Source organism: Streptomyces sp. HPF1205, assembly GCF_020400825.1.
Classification (GTDB): Bacteria; Actinomycetota; Actinomycetes; order Streptomycetales; family Streptomycetaceae; genus Actinacidiphila.
Map to the genome: position 1 here is coordinate 1 of NZ_JAINVH010000020.1, position 18308 is coordinate 18308.

At 73.2% G+C, this 18308-nt stretch carries 15 protein-coding genes; 4 read left to right on the forward strand and 11 right to left on the reverse strand.

The window, feature by feature from the left end:
* Window positions 1-539 (forward strand): hypothetical protein (locus K7G61_RS22225; protein WP_225848689.1); only part of this gene is annotated, 539 nt, incomplete at its 5' end.
* Here the strand turns inward: K7G61_RS22225 and K7G61_RS22230 are convergent.
* From K7G61_RS22230 to K7G61_RS22250, 5 genes are all read right to left on the reverse strand, one after another.
* Window positions 524-1702 carry a hypothetical protein gene (locus K7G61_RS22230; RefSeq protein WP_225848690.1) on the reverse strand — a complete coding sequence of 393 codons (1179 nt, stop codon included), beginning with the start codon at window positions 1700-1702 and terminating at the stop codon, window positions 524-526. The genes K7G61_RS22225 and K7G61_RS22230 overlap by 16 nt on opposite strands.
* Before the next feature lie 155 nt (window positions 1703-1857).
* Window positions 1858-2916: a hypothetical protein gene (locus K7G61_RS22235; RefSeq protein ID WP_225848691.1), complete on the reverse strand. Its 1059-nt coding sequence runs from the start codon at window positions 2914-2916 to the stop codon at window positions 1858-1860.
* A gap of 42 nt (window positions 2917-2958) precedes the next feature.
* Entirely contained in the window at window positions 2959-3504 is a 546-nt protein-coding gene (locus tag K7G61_RS22240) for a hypothetical protein (protein WP_225848692.1), read from the reverse strand.
* Between the two features lie 90 nt (window positions 3505-3594).
* Window positions 3595-3906, reverse strand: a complete 312-nt coding sequence (locus K7G61_RS22245; protein WP_225848693.1) for a DUF397 domain-containing protein — start codon at window positions 3904-3906, stop codon at window positions 3595-3597.
* Window positions 3906-4736, reverse strand: a complete 831-nt coding sequence (locus tag K7G61_RS22250) for a helix-turn-helix transcriptional regulator (protein WP_225848694.1) — start codon at window positions 4734-4736, stop codon at window positions 3906-3908. Before K7G61_RS22250 ends, K7G61_RS22245 begins: the two co-directional genes overlap by 1 nt.
* A 114-nt stretch (window positions 4737-4850) precedes the next feature.
* On the opposite strand from K7G61_RS22250, the gene K7G61_RS22255 reads away from it, so the two are divergent.
* Together K7G61_RS22255 and K7G61_RS22260 are read left to right on the forward strand one after the other, a co-directional pair.
* Window positions 4851-5306: an ATP-binding protein gene (locus K7G61_RS22255; RefSeq protein ID WP_225848695.1), complete on the forward strand. Its 456-nt coding sequence runs from the start codon at window positions 4851-4853 to the stop codon at window positions 5304-5306.
* Between the two features lie 26 nt (window positions 5307-5332).
* Entirely contained in the window at window positions 5333-6250 is a 918-nt protein-coding gene (locus K7G61_RS22260; RefSeq protein ID WP_225848696.1) for a DMT family transporter, read from the forward strand.
* A 17-nt stretch (window positions 6251-6267) separates the two neighbouring features.
* Here K7G61_RS22260 and K7G61_RS22265 read toward each other — a convergent pair whose 3' ends face one another.
* The 5 genes from K7G61_RS22265 to argS form a co-directional block, all read right to left on the reverse strand.
* The gene (locus K7G61_RS22265) at window positions 6268-6753 is read right to left on the reverse strand and encodes a GtrA family protein (protein WP_225848697.1); all 486 of its coding nucleotides are present in this window, start codon (window positions 6751-6753) and stop codon (window positions 6268-6270) included.
* Entirely contained in the window at window positions 6753-7739 is a 987-nt protein-coding gene (locus K7G61_RS22270; RefSeq protein WP_225848698.1) for a glycosyltransferase family 2 protein, read from the reverse strand. The genes K7G61_RS22265 and K7G61_RS22270 overlap by 1 nt, the downstream gene beginning before the upstream one ends.
* Before the next feature lie 128 nt (window positions 7740-7867).
* Window positions 7868-10516, reverse strand: a complete 2649-nt coding sequence (locus K7G61_RS22275; RefSeq protein ID WP_225848699.1) for a YfhO family protein — start codon at window positions 10514-10516, stop codon at window positions 7868-7870.
* Between the two features lie 248 nt (window positions 10517-10764).
* Window positions 10765-11991 (reverse strand): PP2C family protein-serine/threonine phosphatase, encoded by a 1227-nt coding sequence (locus K7G61_RS22280; RefSeq protein WP_225848700.1) that lies wholly within the window; start codon window positions 11989-11991, stop codon window positions 10765-10767.
* A 270-nt stretch (window positions 11992-12261) separates the two neighbouring features.
* Window positions 12262-14034, reverse strand: coding sequence for an arginine--tRNA ligase (argS, locus tag K7G61_RS22285; protein ID WP_225848701.1), 1773 nt, complete (start codon window positions 14032-14034; stop codon window positions 12262-12264).
* Window positions 14035-14366: 332 nt separating this feature from the next.
* On the opposite strand from argS, the gene lysS reads away from it, so the two are divergent.
* On the forward strand, window positions 14367-16109 hold the full coding sequence (lysS, locus tag K7G61_RS22290; protein ID WP_374204208.1) for a lysine--tRNA ligase: 1743 nt from the start codon (window positions 14367-14369) through the stop codon (window positions 16107-16109).
* A 334-nt stretch (window positions 16110-16443) separates the two neighbouring features.
* On the opposite strand, the gene K7G61_RS22295 is transcribed toward lysS, so the two are convergent.
* Window positions 16444-18189 (reverse strand): DUF2637 domain-containing protein, encoded by a 1746-nt coding sequence (locus K7G61_RS22295; protein WP_225848703.1) that lies wholly within the window; start codon window positions 18187-18189, stop codon window positions 16444-16446.
* Window positions 18190-18308 lie beyond the last annotated feature (119 nt).

The following is an 18308-nucleotide window of genomic DNA, read 5'->3' on the forward strand; positions in this document are numbered from 1 at the left end:
CCGCCTGGGCCGTCACGGCCGGCCTGACCGGCGGTGCCATGATCGCCGTCTCCGTGCTGGCGTTGCAGGCCAGCGGCGCGCCCGCGGCGAAGAACAACGCCGCCCCGCCCAGCCCGCGCGCCTCGGCCACGACCCACCCGCACACCCCGCCGCCCCCGCCGCCGGTCCCGGCCCACTCCGGCATCGGCAAGCGCGTCGTGTACTCCCTGTCGCAGCACCGGGTGTGGCTCGTGCCGGCCTCCGGCAAGCCCGTGACGACCTTCACCGTCCAACCCGGCACCGTCCCGCCCAGGCCCGGCCCGCACCTGGTCACCCGCCGCAAGTCCGCCGGCGTCGGCACCGACGGCGCGTCCATCGAGCACATCGTGTTCTTCGACTACACCGCCGAGACGTGGGTCGCCTTCTCCTCGGCCACCAGCGACAAGGTCGCCGCCCCCGACCCGTCCCTCCACACCGGCGCCATCCGCTCCCACCGCGCCCAGGGCACCGCCATCTGGAACGCCACCCGCATGGGGTCCGAGATCTACGTGGTGCGCTGACGCGGCGGTTCCCCCGCCGGCGGCCGGTGCGATTCCCCCGCCGGCGGCCGGTGGTGGGCCAGGTCCGGCAGCAGCGCCGGGTCGACGGGGGCGGTGAGGCGGATCTCGGTGAGCAGGGCCGGGCAGCCCTCGGCGACGAGGCGGGCGACCGCGCTGAGGCGGTGGTTGCCGTCCAGGACGAGCCGGCGGTCCCCGTCGAGGGCGTACGTGGCCAGGAGCAGGCCGATCTCCTCGCCGTCGTGCCGGGCCTCGTAGCGGGCGTACAGGTGCTGGACGCGGGCCTGCCGCTCCGGATGGAGCACGGACCCGTCGCCGGCCAGGTCGCGGTGCCGCAGCGGCTGGGCGCGCTCGTGGTCGTAGCCGATCTCGCGGGCGCCGTCGTGGTACCAGGGCGCGTAATAGCCGTCGAGGGCCGCCAGGTCGTAGGGCGCCACGGGCACCGACAGCTTGTCCAGCCGCACCGAGCCGTCCTCGCGCGCAGCCAGGCCGGCCAGCGCGTCCCAGTCGAGCGCGGTGCGGATGCGGTCCGTGCTCTGCGTGAAGTGCGTACGGAACAGGTCGAAGGTGACCCCGCCGGTCAGCGCGCCCAGCCGGGCCGTCTCCCCGTCGAGCTCCCGCGCCCAGAACTCCGCCATCGTCGGCGACCTCCTCGCGTTGAACACGGCCGTCTCGCGCAGCTTGCGCACGACGGTCACCAGGTCCGCCCAGTCCTCGTCCGTCCACTGCGTGTGCGCCCGCAGACTCGACGTCAGGCTCGCGCGCACCGCCGCGACCGCCCGCACCACCGTGCGCAGATATTCTTCCTGCATCGCCTCCCGGGCGAGCGGCAGCAGCGCCAGCCCGGCGCGGCAGTCGTACAGCGTCCGGTGCGTGCGGCTGGGCAGGCTGCCCGCCCGCAGCAGCGGAACCGCCGCGGTGAGGATCGCCACCTTCTCCGTCAGCTCCAGGTCGGCCATGGCCTCCTGGATGTGGCCCTGCCGCCGGGCCAGCAGCATGCCGACCACCATGGTGGCCACGGCCCCCAGCCCGAAACTGGACGCCCAGTCCGACCAGCTCCACGCCTCCCCCGCCACCCACAGCAGCAGGTCCAGCAGCCCGGCCGCCACCGGCAGCACCGCCAGCGGCCAGTAACCGCGCCACAGCGTACGTAAGGTGCCGCGCATCCTCGCCTCCCCCGTCAAGGGGACGTTCGAAGGGCCCGCGCGAGTTCCACGCGATCAGGCCGCCGTGCGCTTGTCCACGGCGCGCGCCCGTCCGCCCCGCCGCGGCTTCGCCCCGGAGCACGCCACCTTGGGCTGGAACGTGATCGGCATCGCGGTCACGGTGCGGCGGCACCGCCCGGGCCACCGGTGCCGCCGGAGTGCGCGCGGTACGGGTCGAGAGCGGCGGCGCGCTCGTGGTACGGGGCCCGGGACAGGCGCGCCACCAGCGTCCACATGGCGCGCTCGGCCGCCAGATCGGCGGGCAGCACGAGACCGAGCGCCGCGGCCAGCGGCCCCCGGCCGACGTTGACCAGGGCGCGCACGGCGGCGGCCCACTCGTCGGTCGCTGCGACGGCACAGCGGTACCACACGGGTGTCAAGGCGGTCAGTACGGCCGCCACCGCGACCAGTTGGCCGGTGTCCGGCCGCGCTGACGCCAGCGCGGCCACGGCGCTCAGGGCGACGAGCGCGTGGCCGTACAGCAGGGCGACGAAGAAGTCGACGTTCGTACGGGCCAGGTCGACCTGGCGGCGCACCTGCTCGGGGGCCGTCCCGGTCAGCTCGTTCCACAGCACCTGGGTGTCGAGCCGGAACCGGTCGTACCCGTACTCCTCCAGCCGCCGGATGGCGTTGCCCAGCCGCGTGGGCGCGATCTGCCGGTCGTCCACCGGGAAACGCGCCAGCTTCTCCCGCAGCAGCGCCCGCCGCACCTCACTGCGCCGCCGGTCGTGCGCGGCGAACCGCGCCAGCCGCGGATCCTCCCGCAACCGCGCGAGCCGGACGGTGTCCTGCGCGGTCAGCTCGCCCGGCCGCTCCTGCTCCCGCCGCTCCAGCCGCAGCAGCGCCAGCCGGTCCGCGAGCAGCCCCTTGCCCCGGCCCAGCCGCGCGCACCCGGCCACGTACGCGCGCTCCGGCCACAGCAGATACCCCTCCAGTACGCGGTAGAGGGGGTTCTGCAGGGCGCTGAGCACCAGCCCGAGCAGTACGGATCCGGCGAGCAGCAGCAGCGCGGTGTCGCCCCGCGTGCCCGGCCACACCCGGGTCACGGGCGCGGTGTGCCGCAGGCTGGGCGCGACGGCGAAGAAGAACACGCTCAGGTTGACGGCCGTCGGCAGCAGCCACCCGACCAGCAGCGTCCACGCCCCGCCCAGGACACCCTTGGCGATGTCACCCAACGGTCGGCCCCGCTCGCCCAGACAGTAGGGCGGTCGTTCCGGTCACCACTCGTCGTCGTCCTCGTCGCCGAACGGCGGGCCGGGCGGGGTGTTGCGGACGGTCGAGGGCAGGCCCGTGAGGCTCCCGGGCGAGGGGGCGTTGGTGACGGAGACACCGGGCGAGGCCGTGTCGGTGTGCTTGTTCTTCGGCTTGACGATGCCGCCGGAGGCGGGGGTGTCGTCCGGGCCGTCCTCCCGGTCCCCCGGATCGGCCCTTCGCGCCTCCTTCTCGACGAAATCGGCCAGCGCCAGGGTCGTCTCCGCGGATGTCCAGTGCCCGACCGCCAGCTCCAGCGTGCGCCCGCCGGACAGGGTCAGGACGAGTCGCGTGGGTGACCGCCTGCGTTCGCTGAGCCAACCCAACAGCGCCCGCGCGAACGAGGCTCCGGACGGCCTGGTGAACGTGACCAGGATGGCAGGACGGTTCCCGGCCTCGTCCGGAACGTCGTCCTCGACGCTCACGCTCGTCGACGTCGCGAGTTCACCGTCACGCAGCATCGCGAGCAGCGACTCGTACTCGTCACGCGGCGATATGTGCGGCTCGAACACGAGCCTGATCCTCAACGCCACTGCGTCCCCCGCCGGTCGCCCTGCTCCGTGCCCTTCAGGATACGGAGAGGGCTCGACGCGGCGGGCCCTTTACGGGGTCCCCACGCGGGCGGCGAACGCCGTGAAGGCGGTCCACTGCGTGGGGTCGAACGTAAGAGTGGGCCCCTCGGGCACCTTGGAGTCCCTGACGTGTACGGCTCCGGGGTGCGCGGCGACCTCGACGCAGGCTCCGCCGTCTTCGCTGCTGTAGCTGGACTTGTGCCAGTCGAAGGCTATTTCGACGCAGTTCCCGCCGTCTTCGCTGCTGTAGCTGGACTTGCGCCAGTCGAAGGCGACTTCAAGGCAGTCTCCGCCCTGGCTGCCGCTGTAGCTGGACTTGAACCACTTCAGTCGGGTGCTCATCACTCTCCTAGCAGCCGGTCCAACAGGTCCCCCGTCTCCTCATGGTTGAGGGCCTGCGTGCGCAGCATCGCATACTTGTGCCTCAAGATGCTGACGTCGTTAGGGGCGTAGATGAGCTGACTGCCGCGCTGTGTCTCAGCGTAGGCGAGGTGATCGTTCTCGGGCGTTTCCAAGAGGACGAAAGGACCGTCGAGCGCCGCATGGGCCGTGCGCCCCAGTGGCAGGATCTGGATCGCGATACCTGGTACCTCGGCCATCCGACGCAGGTGGCGTAGTTGGCTCCGGTAGACCTCGTCACCACCGATCCGGTCTCTCACGATGGCCTCTGAGAGGATGAAGCTGGTGATCGGCGGAACCTTGCGTTGCAGGATCTCCTGACGTTCGAGCCGTGCAGACACCCGGAACTCGATTTCCTCATCGCTCAGCGTAGGAATGTCGTTGTGGAAGACAGCCCTCATGTACGACTCGGACTGCAGCATGCCCGGAGCAACCTGGTTCTGGAACGAGGAGATCGCGATGGCCTCGCGTTCGAATTCGACGAACTCGACGGCCCAAACCGGAATAACGTCAGGCTCCGGCAGGTAGCTGACCGCAACCTCCAGCGCCCCCTTCGTGTCGAGAATGCGGTCGAACTCCTGGGCGAGTGACAGCGTGAGGGGCCGCCGGCCCTGTTCGATCGACTCCAGCTTCGCCTGGCTGATGATGACCATGGGGGCCAACTGGGCCTGCGTGTAGCCCGCCGCCGCGCGGAAGAGGGCTAACTGGGCGCCCACCGACTGGAAGGGATTGGACTTCTTCTTGTTCGGCGGACGCCGTTTACGTGGTGCCATGCGACCGTAGATACCCCACTTCCCCCAGACGCGTATCGTCGTGAACTCGTACAACGAAAACGTACGAGTTGCGTATCTGGTATCGCGCGGTCGCCGCGCGCCACGCTGGGCCGCATGAACACCGAGCCTCAACTCAGCGACGTACGGGAGCGGTTCTATCCGCGGGAGCGGCGCTCCATTCCGGCCGCACGTAAGTTCGCACAGCAGGCCCTCAGCGATTGGGGGTTGAACGAGCGCAGCGACGACGTACTGGTGTGCGTCAGTGAATTGGCGACGAATGCGCTGCTGCACGGGGTGCCGCCCGGGAGGGGGTTTCTGCTGCTGCTGAAACGGGAGGACGGGGACCGGTTGCGGGTGGAGGTGCACGACAGCGGGGACGGGCACCCGGCGATGCGGCGGCAGGGGGCGCAGGCGGAGGCCGGGCGGGGGCTGTGGCTGGTGGACGCGCTGGCCGACGCCTGGGATGTGGGGGCGAGGGTGCCGGGGAAGATCGTGTGGTGCGAGTTCGCGATGAAGGACCATGAAGGAAGGGCCGCCGGAGCCGGGGAGCGGGAAAACCACGTGACGTGAGAGGTCCGAGCGCCGAGAATTCGCGAGTGACGAGTGTCGACATAGGTGGCACGGGACCCGGGCCGGTCCCGCGGTCCCGCCTGACCGCGGCGGCGGGGCGCGGCTTCGGCGCCGTACCGCCACCGGCCCTGGTCCTGCTCGGCATCGTGAGCGTCCAGCTCGGCTCGGCACTGGCCACGCACCTGTTCGGCGCGGTGGGCAGCCGCGGGGCGGTCGCGCTGCGGCTGTTCTTCGCGGCGGCGGTGCTGATGCTGGTGTGGCGGCCCTCGCCGCGGCTCGGCCGCCGTACCTGGGCCGTGGTGGTCGGCTACGGGGTCGTTCTCGGCTCGATGAACCTGTGCTTCTACCTCGCGCTGGACCGGATCCCGCTGGGGATCGCGGTCACCACGGAGTTCCTGGGGCCGCTGGCGGTGGCCCTGGCCGGGTCGAGGCGGTGGCTGGACGCCTTCTGGGCCCTGCTCGCGGGCGGCGGTGTGGTCCTGCTGGTGGAGGGGCGCGGGGACCTCGACCTGACCGGTTTCCTGTTCGCCCTGGCCGCGGGGACGTGCTGGGGGCTCTACATCCTGCTGAGCGCCGCGCTGGGCCGCCACACCACGGAAGGCGACGGCCTGGCGCTGGCGATGGCCGTCGCGGCGCTGGTGGTCGTGCCGTTCGGCGCGGTCGCCGGCGGGACGGCATTGTTCCGGCCGTGGGTGCTGGCCGCGGGATTCGGCGTGGCGCTGCTGTCCTCGGTGGTGCCGTACTCGCTGGAGTTGGAGGCGCTGCGCAGCATCCCGCCGCGCGTGTTCGGCATCCTGATGAGCCTGGAACCGGCGGTGGCCGCCCTCATCGGCCTCGTCGTACTCCAGGAGCCCCTGCGCTGGACGCAGTGGATCGCGGTGCTGTGCGTGATCGCCGCGTCGGCGGGCGCGACGCTCGGCGACAAGCCCGACGCAGAGGCGTAGGCGAGGCGTACGGGGGTTCAGGCGGTCTCGGCCGGGTCGTCGGCGGCGGCGTCGTCGGCGTCGTCGGCCGGATCCGCGCCGGGCGGGCCCGGAGGCGGGCCGGGGGACGGGTCCTTGCGCGGGGCGACCAGGATCCGCCGGGTGAGCACGTACGTGAACGGGATCGCGAGCGCCGCCGCCGGCAGCGGCGCCGCCTTATTGCTCATCCCCACCCAGTCCACCAGGGCGAAGAGACCCGCGCTCTGCACCACGTAGTTCGTGGCGTTGGTCAGTGGGAACAGGGCGAACTTCTGCCAGGTCGGCCGGGTGCGGTAGGTGAAGTAGGTGTTCATGAGGAACGAGCCGGTCATGCTCAGGAGGAAGGCGAGGGTGTACGCGGCGAAGTACGGCAGCGCGGGCAGCAGCAGCCGGTAGCAGCCGTAGAAGGTGGCGGTGTTGACCGCCCCCACCAGGCAGAACCGCAGGATCTGCCCGAGCCGTGCCCGCCCGTCCGGGCCCGGCATCACACCACCTTGCCGCGCTGCGGCTCCCGGGCCGTGTGCCGTGCGGGGGTGCGGCCGGGCCCGGCGGGGCGGCGCTCCTTGACCAGGAAGTGCGGGCGGCGCTTGGTCTCGTAGTAGATGCGGCCGATGTACTCGCCGATGAGGCCGAGCATGACCATCTGCACGCCGCCCAGGCCCACGACGATGGCGACCAGGGTGACGTAACCGGGCAGCGTGACCCCGTACGCGAGGGCGGTCACGGCGACCCACACCGCGTAGAGCCCGGCCAGGCCGGTGAGCGCCAGGCCGGCCCAGATGGCGGTGCGCAACGGGCGGTTGTTGAAGGAGAACAGGCCGTCCATGCCGTAGTTGACCAGTGTGCCGAGCCGCCACTTGGACTGGCCGGCCTCGCGGGCGGTGTCCGGGTAGTCGAAGCTGACGGTGTCGAAGCCGACCCACGAGAACAGGCCCTTGGAGAAGCGGTTGTACTCCGGCAGCGACAGCAGGGCGTCCACCACGGGCCGCGCGAGCAGCCGGAAGTCGCCCACGCCGTCGGTGAGTTCGACGTCGACCCACGAGTTGACCAGCCGGTAGTACAGGCGGGTCAGCGCCGACCGCAGCGGCTTGTCGTGCTCGCGGCCCCGGCGGGCGATCACCTGGTCGTGGCCGAGGGCGTACAGGTCGAGCATCCGGGCGATGAGCTCGGGCGGGTGCTGGAGGTCGGCGTCCATGATGATCACCGCGTCGCCGGTCGTCTCGCGCAGCCCGGCGAGCATCCCGGCCTCCTTGCCGAAGTTCCGGGTGAACGAGACGTAGCGGGTGGTGCGCGGGTGGCGCTCGGCGATGAGCCGGATCCGGGCCAGGGTGCGGTCGCTGCTGCCGTCGTCCACGTAGCAGATCTCGTACGCGACGGGGAGGTTGTCGAGCGTGGCGCGGGTGGCGGCGTCGAAGCGGTCGATGACCGCTTCCTCGTTGTAGCAGGGGACGACGAGCGAGAGCCTGCCCATCCGCGCTCTCGTCCGCGGGCCGGGCCGCGAGCCCGTGTGCGTACCGGTCCGCGTATCCGGGCGCGTATCCGGGCGCGTACCCGGGTGCGCGCCCGTCGGCCGGTCCGGCGGGCGGCCCGTCGGGGACCTCATCGGTGGGTCCAGAGGCTGGTCCATCGGCTGATCCATCGGCTCGTCCATCGGTTTCCTCGGCGGTGTTCGGTGTGTGCGGTACGCGGGGGACGGCGGCGCAGCGGGCCCGCGACGGCGACGGCCGCGAGGAGGGCCAGGGCCGATCCGCTCGCCGACAGGCCGAGCCGCAGCCCCGGGGGCCGGTAGGAGCAGGCGAGGCGGGAGCCGCCGCCGAGCCGTACGGCCATCAGGCCGCCGAGGGTCCCGGGCGCTTTCGCGGGCCCGCCGTCCACGGAGCACCGCCAGCCGCTCACGGCGGGCACCGCGACCACGGCGGTCCCCTGGCGGCCCGGCCGGAACGTGGCGCCGATCGTGTGGCCGCCCGCCGTGACCCGTTCGGGGCCGGTGGCGCGGAGGGTGGCGACGGCCCGCGCGAGGGCGGCCCGGTCGAGGCAGCCGACGGCGTGGCGCGGCACGGTCTGCGCCCGCGTACCGGCCAGATCCAGGGTCAGCACGCCGTCCGCCGGCACCGCCCCGATCGGCAGCAGCCCGTTGTCCGAGCCGGGGAAGCCGCCGGTGCGCCGGTAGGTGACGCCGTTCGCCGTGATCGTGCCGGCGAACCACGGGAGGTCGGCGTAGGCGGCGCTGCCCGGCGCGCAGGCCGCGCGGAAGGCCGTCGTACGGGCGGTCGTACGGGCGCTCTTGCCGTCGGCGGGCAGGCGCCAGGCGCCGCCGGGGGCGGTCGCGGGCGCCGGGCCGGCCGCGGGGGTCAGGGCGGGTACCGTCCAGACCTTGGCGCCCAGCACGCGCTCCTGGCGGGCGAAGACGGAAGCGTCGTGGGTCCCGCGGGTGTCGAAGGCCGCGCCCGGCCGGTAGGTGACGACGGGCGGCGCGGCCGCCGCACGCCGCACGGGGCCCTGGGGCGAGGCGACAAGGTAGCTGCTCACGCCCATGATCGCCCGGCCGACCGGATCGTCGAGGCTGAGCAGGTGCCGGCCGCGCATGTACCAGGCGGCGCCCAGGCCGCGCAGGGCGGCGGCGGTCCGCGCGGGCACGTAGCTGCTGTAGTACGCGCCGCCCTCGCCGCCCAGCAGCAGCGGGTCGTTGTCGGCGAACTCGTGCGGGCCCGGGTCGGTGCGCGAGGCCGGCCAGTTCTCGCGCGCCAGGATGTCCGCGCGGGCGGCGAGCGACTGCGCGTCGAGGGTCCGCTTCGGCCGCCACCAGGCGTCCCGGTCGCGGCGGACGGTCACCGACCAGACGGTGAACGCGGTGGCGAGGACGACCGAGCAGGCCAGGACCGCGGTGAGCGCGGTGCGGGTGCGCCGCCGCCCGGACGCGCGGTGGAGCAGCACCAGCAGCCCGGTCACCACGGCGGCGTCCGCCGCGACCAGGAGCAGGTCGTGGGTGGTGAGGTAGGCGCTGCCGCTGACGGTGAGGACGAGGAGGGCGAGCAGTTTGGCGCCGCCCAGCAGTTCGAGCGGGCGCGGGCCGCGGGCGAGGGCCAGCCAGGCGACCGCTGTCGTCATGGCGGTCAGGGCGAGGGAGGCCCGGTAGGGGCTGCCGTTGGGCAGGGCGAGCCCGTGCCACAGCAGAATGGTCGGCTCCCAGACGTACGACAGCGCCACGAGCAGCAGCAGCGCCGGCCACAGCAGGCGTTCCGCGGGCCGCACCCGACGCATGAACGGGAAGGTCAGCACCAGCAGCAGCGTGAGCACGCCGGTGGAGATCTGCGGGGCGCTCGGCGTGGGGCCGCCGGGCAGCAGGTGGGCGAGGTAGTCCCGCAGGCCCGGCGGCCCCGGGTAGACGGCCCGCAGGGGTTGCTGGGACGCCTTGCTCGCCCGGTAGGTGACGGTCAGGACGGGCGCGGCGAGCGCCACGCCGGCCGCCGTCATCGAGACCGCCCGCAGCAGGGCCCGTCCCCGCTCCCGTCCCCGCTCCCGTACCGGACGCTCGTCGAGCGCGAGCCGGACCAGCAGCACCAGGCCCATGCCGAGGGTCGCCATGGCCGCGGTGTAGAAGTTGCCCGCCCAGCACACCGCAACCAGGGCGGCGCCCGCCACCCAGCGGCGTCCGAGCAGCGCCCAGTCGCCGGCGATGCCGAGCAGCGGCAGGCAGACCACGCCCCACATCCACATGGGGTCGGAGAAGCCGTCGGAGATCGTCCACGTGCTGACGCCGTAGCCGACGGACAGCACGGCCCGCGCCCACGGGGAGCCCGGGTGCAGCCGGCCGAGGAAGACCGTCATCAAGGCGGTGCCCAGGCCGATGCTCAGCAAGGTGACCAGGAAGACAGGTGCCTGGACCTCGTCCCTGGGGAAGACGGCCACCAGCCAGGAGAAGGGGTTGGTCAGGTAGGTGAGGAAGTCGGCCAGGAAGGGCACGCCGTAGCCGCTGTTCCAGTTGAGGAACAGGTCACCGGTGCCGCGCCCGTGCATCAGGTCCCACAGGTGCGCGTGCAGCGGCACGAACTGGTTGCCGAGGTCGTTGACGGCCCGCGACCGTCCGCCGAACGGGTAGGTGCCGTGCACCGCCATCGCCAGGCAGTAGGCACCCATCGCCGACCCGGCCGCGGCGAGCGCCGCGAAGGCCTGCGTCCGCCTGTGCCCCGGGGAAGGCCGGACCGGCGACTCGGCGGCCGCCTCAACAGTTCTGCCGGACGTCAGCACCTGCCCGCCACCCCGGTTCCTCGCGGAGATCGCTCGCCTCAGGTCAAGCGCACTATGGCATGATTAGTGGGCTTTGGTACGGATATCGCCGGGAACGGCCTCCGGGCCCATGCGTATGGCCGCCGTGCGGTGTGCGGTGTGCGGTGTGCGGCGTGCGGGCGGTGGCGAGCGGTGTGCGGGCGGCGGCGTGCGGCCGGAGGTCGGCGCTTTACGCGGGCCGGGCCCGGCGGGGAGCGCCCCGCGCGGATTCACAGGCGCAGCACGACCAGTGCCGTGTCGTCCGTCGCCCCCGTCGGGGGGAGGAGCTCGGACAGCAGGACGTCGGCGAGGGGGTCGGGGTCGAGGGCGTGGTGCCGGGCGAGGGCGGAGGCGAGTCGGGACAGGCCCTCGTCGATGTCCTCGTAGCGGCGTTCGATCAGGCCGTCGGTGTAGAGGACGAGGGTGCTGCCGTCGGTGAAGCGGGCGGTGGCCTGGGGGCGGGTGACGTGGTCGAGCCGGGCGCCGAGCGGCGGGTCGGTGGCCAGGTCGAGGAAGCGCACGCGGCCCTCGCTGTCGGCCAGGGCGGGCGGGGGGTGGCCGGCGCTGCTGTACTTGATCGTATGGGCGGGCCAGTCGATGAACGCGCTGACCGCGGTGGTGGCCTCGGCGCCCTCGATGGAGCGGGAGTACAGGCCGAGGGCCTCCAGCGCCTCGGCGGGGCCGGTCGTGGCGCGGGAGGCCGCGCTGAGGGCGCTGCGCAGCTGGCCCATGACGCCGGCGGCGTTCAGGCCGTGGCCCACCACGTCGCCGACGGCCACCGCCATGCGGTCGCGGGGCAGGTCCACCAGGTCGTACCAGTCGCCGCAGACGTTGAGGGCGCCCACCGCGGGGTGGTAGCGGACGGCGGCGCGGTGGCTGACCGGGCGGGGGGCGGGCAGCATCGCGGCCTGGAGGGTGAGGGCGACCTCGCGTTCACGGGCGTGCGCGGTCCGCAGGCGCTCGTTGATCTCCTGGAGCTCGTGGGCGCGCATGTAGATCTCGCCCTCCAGCTCGCGGGGGCCGCGGTCGCCCTGGCCCGCGGCGCCGCGGGTGCGGATGAAGGCCGTGACCTCCTCCACGCGGTGCACCACGTAGTCGACGCTGCCGCTCGGGCCGCGCAGCGGGATGTTGACGATGCTCCAGTACCGCTCCTCGAAGGCGCCGGGGCGGTCGGTCCGCTGGACGTCGTACCGCTGGAGGGGCAGGGAGTCGCGCTCCCCGTTGGCCAGGACCCGGCGGAAGGAGGCGCCCACGGTCCGTGGGCCACCGTGCGAGTCGAACGGGTTGTCGGGGAAGATGCGGAAGATGTACTGGCCGATCAGCTCCTCGGGGTCCCGCTCGGCCATCCGGGCGTACGCGTCGTTGACGCCGACGAACTCCAGGCGGCGGTTGAGCACGGCGATACCGGAGGGCAGGGCCTCGAAGACCGCCCGATAGTCGACTTCCGGTTCCGTCACGCGCCGTCCTCTTCGCCCGGGGCCGCCACGGGTGCCGGCTGTGCCGCGAAGCGCACCCTTAGTCCAGGGTGCGCCCCCGACGGGCCTCCCGCCCCCGGGAGGGCCCGTCGGGGTGGCACCCGGGGGCTCGGGACGGGCCGGAGGCCGGCCCGAGGACCGGACGGGGAGGGTGCGGGCGGGCGGGACCGGATGGGGAGGGTGCGGGCGGGTGGCGCGGGCGGGGCGCCTCCTCGTCGGCGTCCGGTTCGGCGAGGAGGCGGGCCCCGGCCGTCAGAGGCGCTCGGGGGTGCGGATGCCCAGGAGGGCCAGGCCCTGGGCGAGGGTGCGGGCGGTCAGGTCGCACAGGAAGAGGCGGTTCTCGACCTGGGCCGGGCTGTCGGCGGTGAGCACCGGGCACTGCTCGTAGAACGTGGTGAACAGCGAGGCGAGCTGGAACAGGTACGAGGCCAGGCGGTGCGGCTCGTAGGTCGCGGCGACCTCGGCCAGGGCGTCGGCGAACGCGTCCAGGTGGAGGCCGAGGGCGCGCTCGGCCGGGGCCAGCGCGAGCTCGGGGTGGGCGGCGGGCTTCTGGTCGTCAGCGGCCTTGCGGAAGATCGACTTCGTCCGGGCGTAGGCGTACTGGATGTACACGCTCGTGTCGCCGTTGAGCGAGACCATCCGGTCCAGGTCGAACACGTAGTCCCGGCCGAGGGACGTGGACAGGTCGGCGTACTTCACCGCGCCGATGCCGACCTGCCGGCCGTTGACCGCGATCTCCTCCTCGGTCAGGCCGATCTTCTCGCCCTTCTCCCGCACCACGGCGGTGGCCCGCTCGACCGCCTCGTCCAGCAGGTCCTCCAGCCGCACCGACCTGCCCGCCCGGGTCTTGAACGGCTTGCCGTCCGGGCCCAGCACCGTGCCGAAGGGCAGGTGCCGCGCGGTGACGCGGTCCGGGAGCCAGCCGGCCCGCCGGGCGGTCTCGAAGACCATCTTGAAGTGGAGCGCCTGGCGGACGTCCACCACGTACAGCAGGGTGTCGGCGTGCAGGTCGATGGTGCGGTTGCGGATCGCGGACAGGTCGGTGGCCGCGTAGCCGAAGCCGCCGTCGGTCTTGCGGACGATCAGCGGGACGGGCTCGCCGTCCTTGCCCTTGATGTCGTCGAAGAAGACGCACAGCGCGCCGTTGGACCACACGGCCACGCCGGCCTTCTCCAGCAGGTCGCAGGTCTCGACCAGCATGTCGTTGTACCCCGACTCGCCGACGATGTCGGCGTCGGCGATCTCGATGTCCAGCTTGTCGTAGACCGAGTAGAAGTAGATCTTCGACTCGTCCACGATCTGCCGCCACAGCGCGATCGTCTCCGCGTCACCGGCCTGCAGGTCGACCACCCGGCGCCGGGACCGGTCCTTGAAGCCCTCGTCGGAGTCGAACAGGGTCCTGGCGTTCTTGTAGAGCCGGTCGAGCCGGGACATGGACGCCTCGCCCGCGTCCGCGTCCTTGCCCTCGGTGTGGTCCAGCTCGTGCGGGTGCTCGACGAGGTACTGGATGAGCATGCCGAAGTTGGTGCCCCAGTCGCCGATGTGGTGGCGCCGGATCACCTTCTCCCCGGCGAACTCCAGGATCTTCGCGATCGCGTCGCCGATCACGGACGAGCGCAGGTGGCCGACGTGCATCTCCTTCGCCACGTTGGGCTGGGCGTAGTCGAGCACGGTGGTGCCGGGGTCCGCCGCCTCGGGGACGCCCAGGCGCGGGTCGTCGGCCCGGGCGGCGAGGTTGGCGGTGATGGCCGCGTCCGCGACGGTGAGGTTGAGGAAGCCGGGGCCGGAGACCTCGACCCGGCCCAGCAACTCGTCCTGCGGCAGTGCGGCCACGACCTGCTCGGCCAGCTCCCGCGGGTTGGCCTTGGCCCGCTTGGCCAGGCCCAGCACCCCGTTGGCCTGGAAGTCGGCCCGGTCGCTGCGTCGCAGCAGCGGGTCGGCACCGGCGGCCGACGGCACCGCTGCCGCGAGGGCGGCGGAGACACGCTGCTGGAGCGAAGCGGAAAGGGATGCGACCGAGGCCATGAGGAAGTGCCGTTTCTCGAGTCGGTGACGGTGGACGGCGCCGCGTCGTGCGGCGAGGTTCCCAGTGTCCCATGGGCCCCGCGCTCGGCGCCGCGAGTTATCCACAGGGCGGGGCGCGGGTCGCGGCGGGTCCTGGCGAGGTCGCGGCGGGCGAGCGGAGTTGTCCACAGGCCGGGGAAAAGGTGCGCGGGCGCAGGGCCCCGGTCTGGGAGAATGGCAGCGCCGGGACGTGACCGGCACAACCGTTGGACACATCCGTTGGACACGCCCGTGAGGCTGCCGCCGCGCACCGGTCGCGCGAGCAGGCGAGCGGGCCGCCGAGAAGGAAGAGGATCGTGGCTGAGAGCACCGAGGCCGACTGGGTCTCCCGTTTGGCGGACGACGTGATCGCCGAGTCGGAGCGCCGCGCCCCCGGGAAACCCGTCGTCGTCGCCTCGGGACTGAGCCCGTCCGGGCCCATCCACCTGGGCAACCTGCGCGAGGTCATGACCCCGCACCTGGTGGCCGACGAGATCCGCCGCCGCGGCCACGAGGTGCGCCACCTGATCTCCTGGGACGACTACGACCGGTACCGGAAGGTGCCGGCCGGGGTCCAGGGCATCGACGAGACCTGGGCCGAGCACATCGGCAAGCCGCTGACCTCCGTGCCGGCCCCGCGCGGCTCCGCGTACCCGAACTGGGCCGAGCACTTCAAGGCCCAGATGATCGAGGCCCTCGCCGAGCTCGGCGTGGAGTACGACGGGATCAGCCAGACCGAGCAGTACACCGCGGGCGCCTACCGGCAGCAGATCCTGCACGCCGTGCGCCACCGCGCCGAGATCGACGCGATCCTGGACCGGTACCGGACGAAGAAGCCCGCGGCCAAGCCCGCACAGAAGGCCGGCCAGAAGCCGGTGGACGCCGCCGAGCTGGCGGCCGAGGAGGGCTCCGGCGCGGCCGAGGAGGACGACGGCAGCGGCGCCGGCGGCGTGGGCTACTTCCCCTACAAGCCGTACTGCGCGGACTGCGGCAAGGACCTGACCACCGTCACGGCGTACGACGACGAGACGACCGAGCTGACCTACCTGTGCGCCTGCGGCCACATCGAGACCGTCCGGCTGGCGGAGTTCGACCGCGGCAAGCTGGTGTGGAAGGTCGACTGGCCGATGAGGTGGGCGTACGAAGGGGTGATCTTCGAGCCGTCCGGCGTCGACCACTCCTCGCCCGGGTCGTCGTTCCAGGTCGGCGGGCAGATCGTCGGGCCCGTCTTCGGCGGGGAGCAGCCGATCGGGCCGATGTACGCGTTCGTCGGCATCTCGGGGATGGCCAAGATGTCGTCCTCCCGCGGCGGGGTGCCCACCCCGGGTGACGCGCTGAGGATCATGGAGCCGCAGCTCCTGCGCTGGCTGTACGCCCGGCGGCGGCCCAACCAGTCGTTCAAGATCGCCTTCGACCAGGAGATCCAGCGGCTGTACGACGAGTGGGACGCCCTGACCCGCAAGGTCCAGGACGGCGGCGCGCTGCCCGGCGACATCGCCGCGTACGGCAGGGCCGTCGGCACCGCCCGCGGCGAACTGCCCGCCACCGCGCGCCCGCTGCCGTACCGGACGCTGGCGTCCGTCGCCGACATCACCGCGGGCAACGAGGAGCAGACCCTGCGGATCCTGTCCGAGCTGGACCCGTCCCGGCCGCTGACCACCCTGGACGAGGTCAGGCCCCGGCTGGACCGCGCGGAGAACTGGATCAGCGCGCACGTCCCCGCCGACCAGCGCACGGTGGTCCGCGCCGAACCGGACCGCGAGCGGCTCGCCGCCCTCGGGGAGAGCGAGCGGGCGGGCCTGAAGCTGCTGGTGGACGGCCTCGACTCGCACTGGTCCCTGGACGGCCTGACCTCCCTGGTCTACGCGGTGCCGAAGGTCCTCGCCGGCCTCGAACCGGACGCCAAGCCGACCCCGGAGCTCAAGACCGCCCAGCGGTCGTTCTTCGTCCTCCTCTACGAGCTGCTCGTCGGCCGCGACACGGGCCCCCGCCTCCCGACCCTGCTGCTGGCGGTGGGCCAGGGCCGCGTAAGGAGGCTGCTGGGCGCGGGCGAGTAGCCGCCCCCGGCTCCGCCGGGAGCGGGCCGCGGTGAGCTGCCGGGAGTAGGCCGCGGGGCTGTCGGGGGAGTGCCGGGGGTTCGCCGGGAGCGGGGCGCGGGCGCTCCCGGCGGTTCGCCCGGGGGTTGGCCGGGAGTGGGCCGCGATGGCTGCTGGGGGTTGGCCGGGAGTAGGCCGCGGTGGCTGTCGGGAGTAGGCCGCGGTGAGCTGCCGGGGGTTCGCCGGGAGCGGGCCGCGGTGAGCTGCCGGGGGTTCGCCGGGAGTGGGCCGCGGTGGCTGCCGGGGGGTCGCCGGGAGCGGGGCGCGGGGGCTTCCGGGTGGGCCGTTGCCGGGGTTACGGGATGTGCTCGGCGTCGGCCTCCGACTGGAAGCGGTAGCGCAAGTCGCGGATGGCGGTGACCAGTTCGCGCTCCTCGGGGGGCGTGCCCTGGTAGACGGTGGGCAGGAACCGGGCGAACTGGCGGGCGTTGGGGAAGTCGCCGTGCTCGCGGACGTAGCGGCGGTAGGCGGCGAAGTACGCCTCCTCCACCGGGATGCCGTCGGGCAGGTCGAGCCCGGCGTTCGGGTACGACTCGGTCTCGGGCTCCGGCTCGGCCGCCTGCTGCCCCTGCGTCCGGCCGTCGGGGTTCAGCCGGAACGGCGGCCGGGGCAGGTCGGCGCCCTGCTCGGCGACGGACTCGGCGGCCGGGTCGGGGCCCGGGCCGGAGGCGCCGCCGTCAGGGCCGCCGGGGGCGCCGTTCGCGGGCGCGAAGCCGTTCGCCGCGCTCCGGCCGTTCACGCCGACGCTGCCCAGCGGGCGCGTGCGGCCGGGCGCCCCCGACGGCACCATCGGCACGTCCTGCGCCGGCACGTCCTGCCCCGGTACGGCCCCCTGCTCCTGCTGCTGCCCCGGCTCCTGGCCCGGTCCGGCCGCCCCCGGTCCGGCGTAGGCCACCTGCCCGTACTGCTGCTCCGCGAACTGCCCCTGCGGGTAGGGCCCCTGCGCGAACTGCCCCTGCCCCTCGTACTGCCCCTGCGCGTACTGTCCCTGTGCGTACCGCTGTTGCTGCAGGTACCGCTGCTGGGCCGCGAACCAGGGACTGTCGTGCGGGGCGCCCTGCCAGGCCGGCTGGTCGGCCGCCGGCGGCTGCCCGTACTGGTCGGCGTACTGCTGCGCGTACTGCCGGGCGTACATCTCCTGCTCGTACATCTCCTGCTCGTACGCCTCGAAGTCGGCGTCGGCGTACGCCCGCTGGTCCTGCGGGGCGGGGCCTTGGGCGGCCGGGGACTGGGCGGGGCGGGCCTGCGGCCGCGGCGCGGGGCCCCGAGCCTCGTCCCGGGCCTCGTCGCGGGCCTGCTCGCGAGGGGCCGGTTCCTCGGGCGCCGCCGTCAACTGCTTGTGCCCGGTGGCCAGTTCGATGCCGGCCGCCTCCAGACCCGCGTCGGCGGTCTCCGCCAGCGGCACCCCGTAGCGGGCGAGCCGCAGCGGCATGATCGCCTCCACGGGGGCCTTGCGGCGCCAGGCGATGCCGTACCGGGCGCGCAGCCGGGCCCGGTAGACCAGCCGGTCCTGCTCGCGGCGGATGACCTCCTCGTACGAGCGCAGCTCCCACAGCTTCATCCGCCGCCACAGGCGGAAGGTCGGCAGGGGCGCCAGAAGCCAGCGGGTGATGCGGACCGACTCCATGTGCTTGTCGGCCGTGATGTCGGCGATCCGGCCGATCGCGTGCCGGGCGGCCTCGACCGAGACCACGAACAGCACCGGGATGATCGCGTGCATGCCCACGCCGAGCTTGTCCGGCCAGGCGGCGGCGCCGTTGAACGCGATGGTCGCCGCCGTCAGCAGCCAGGCGGTCTGGCGCAGCAGCGGGAAGGGGATGCGCAGCCAGGTCAGCAGCAGGTCGAGCGCGAGCAGGACGACGATGCCGGCGTCGACACCGATCGGGAAGACGTTCGCGAACCAGCCGAAGCCCTTGTGCAGGGCCAGCGTGCGCACGGCGGCGTAGGAACCGGCGAAGCCGATCGCCGCGATGATCACCGCGCCGGTGACGACGACGCCGACGAGTATCCGGTGAGTCCGGGTCAAACGTATCGCGGCCACCCGCGAACCCTCCTGCCCTCTGACTGCCCCGTGGTCCAGCCCCTCGGCGACTGGCGGACACAGACTGCCATACGGCGCCGAAGAGAGGACCGTCCGATCGCCGAACGGTCGGACAAACG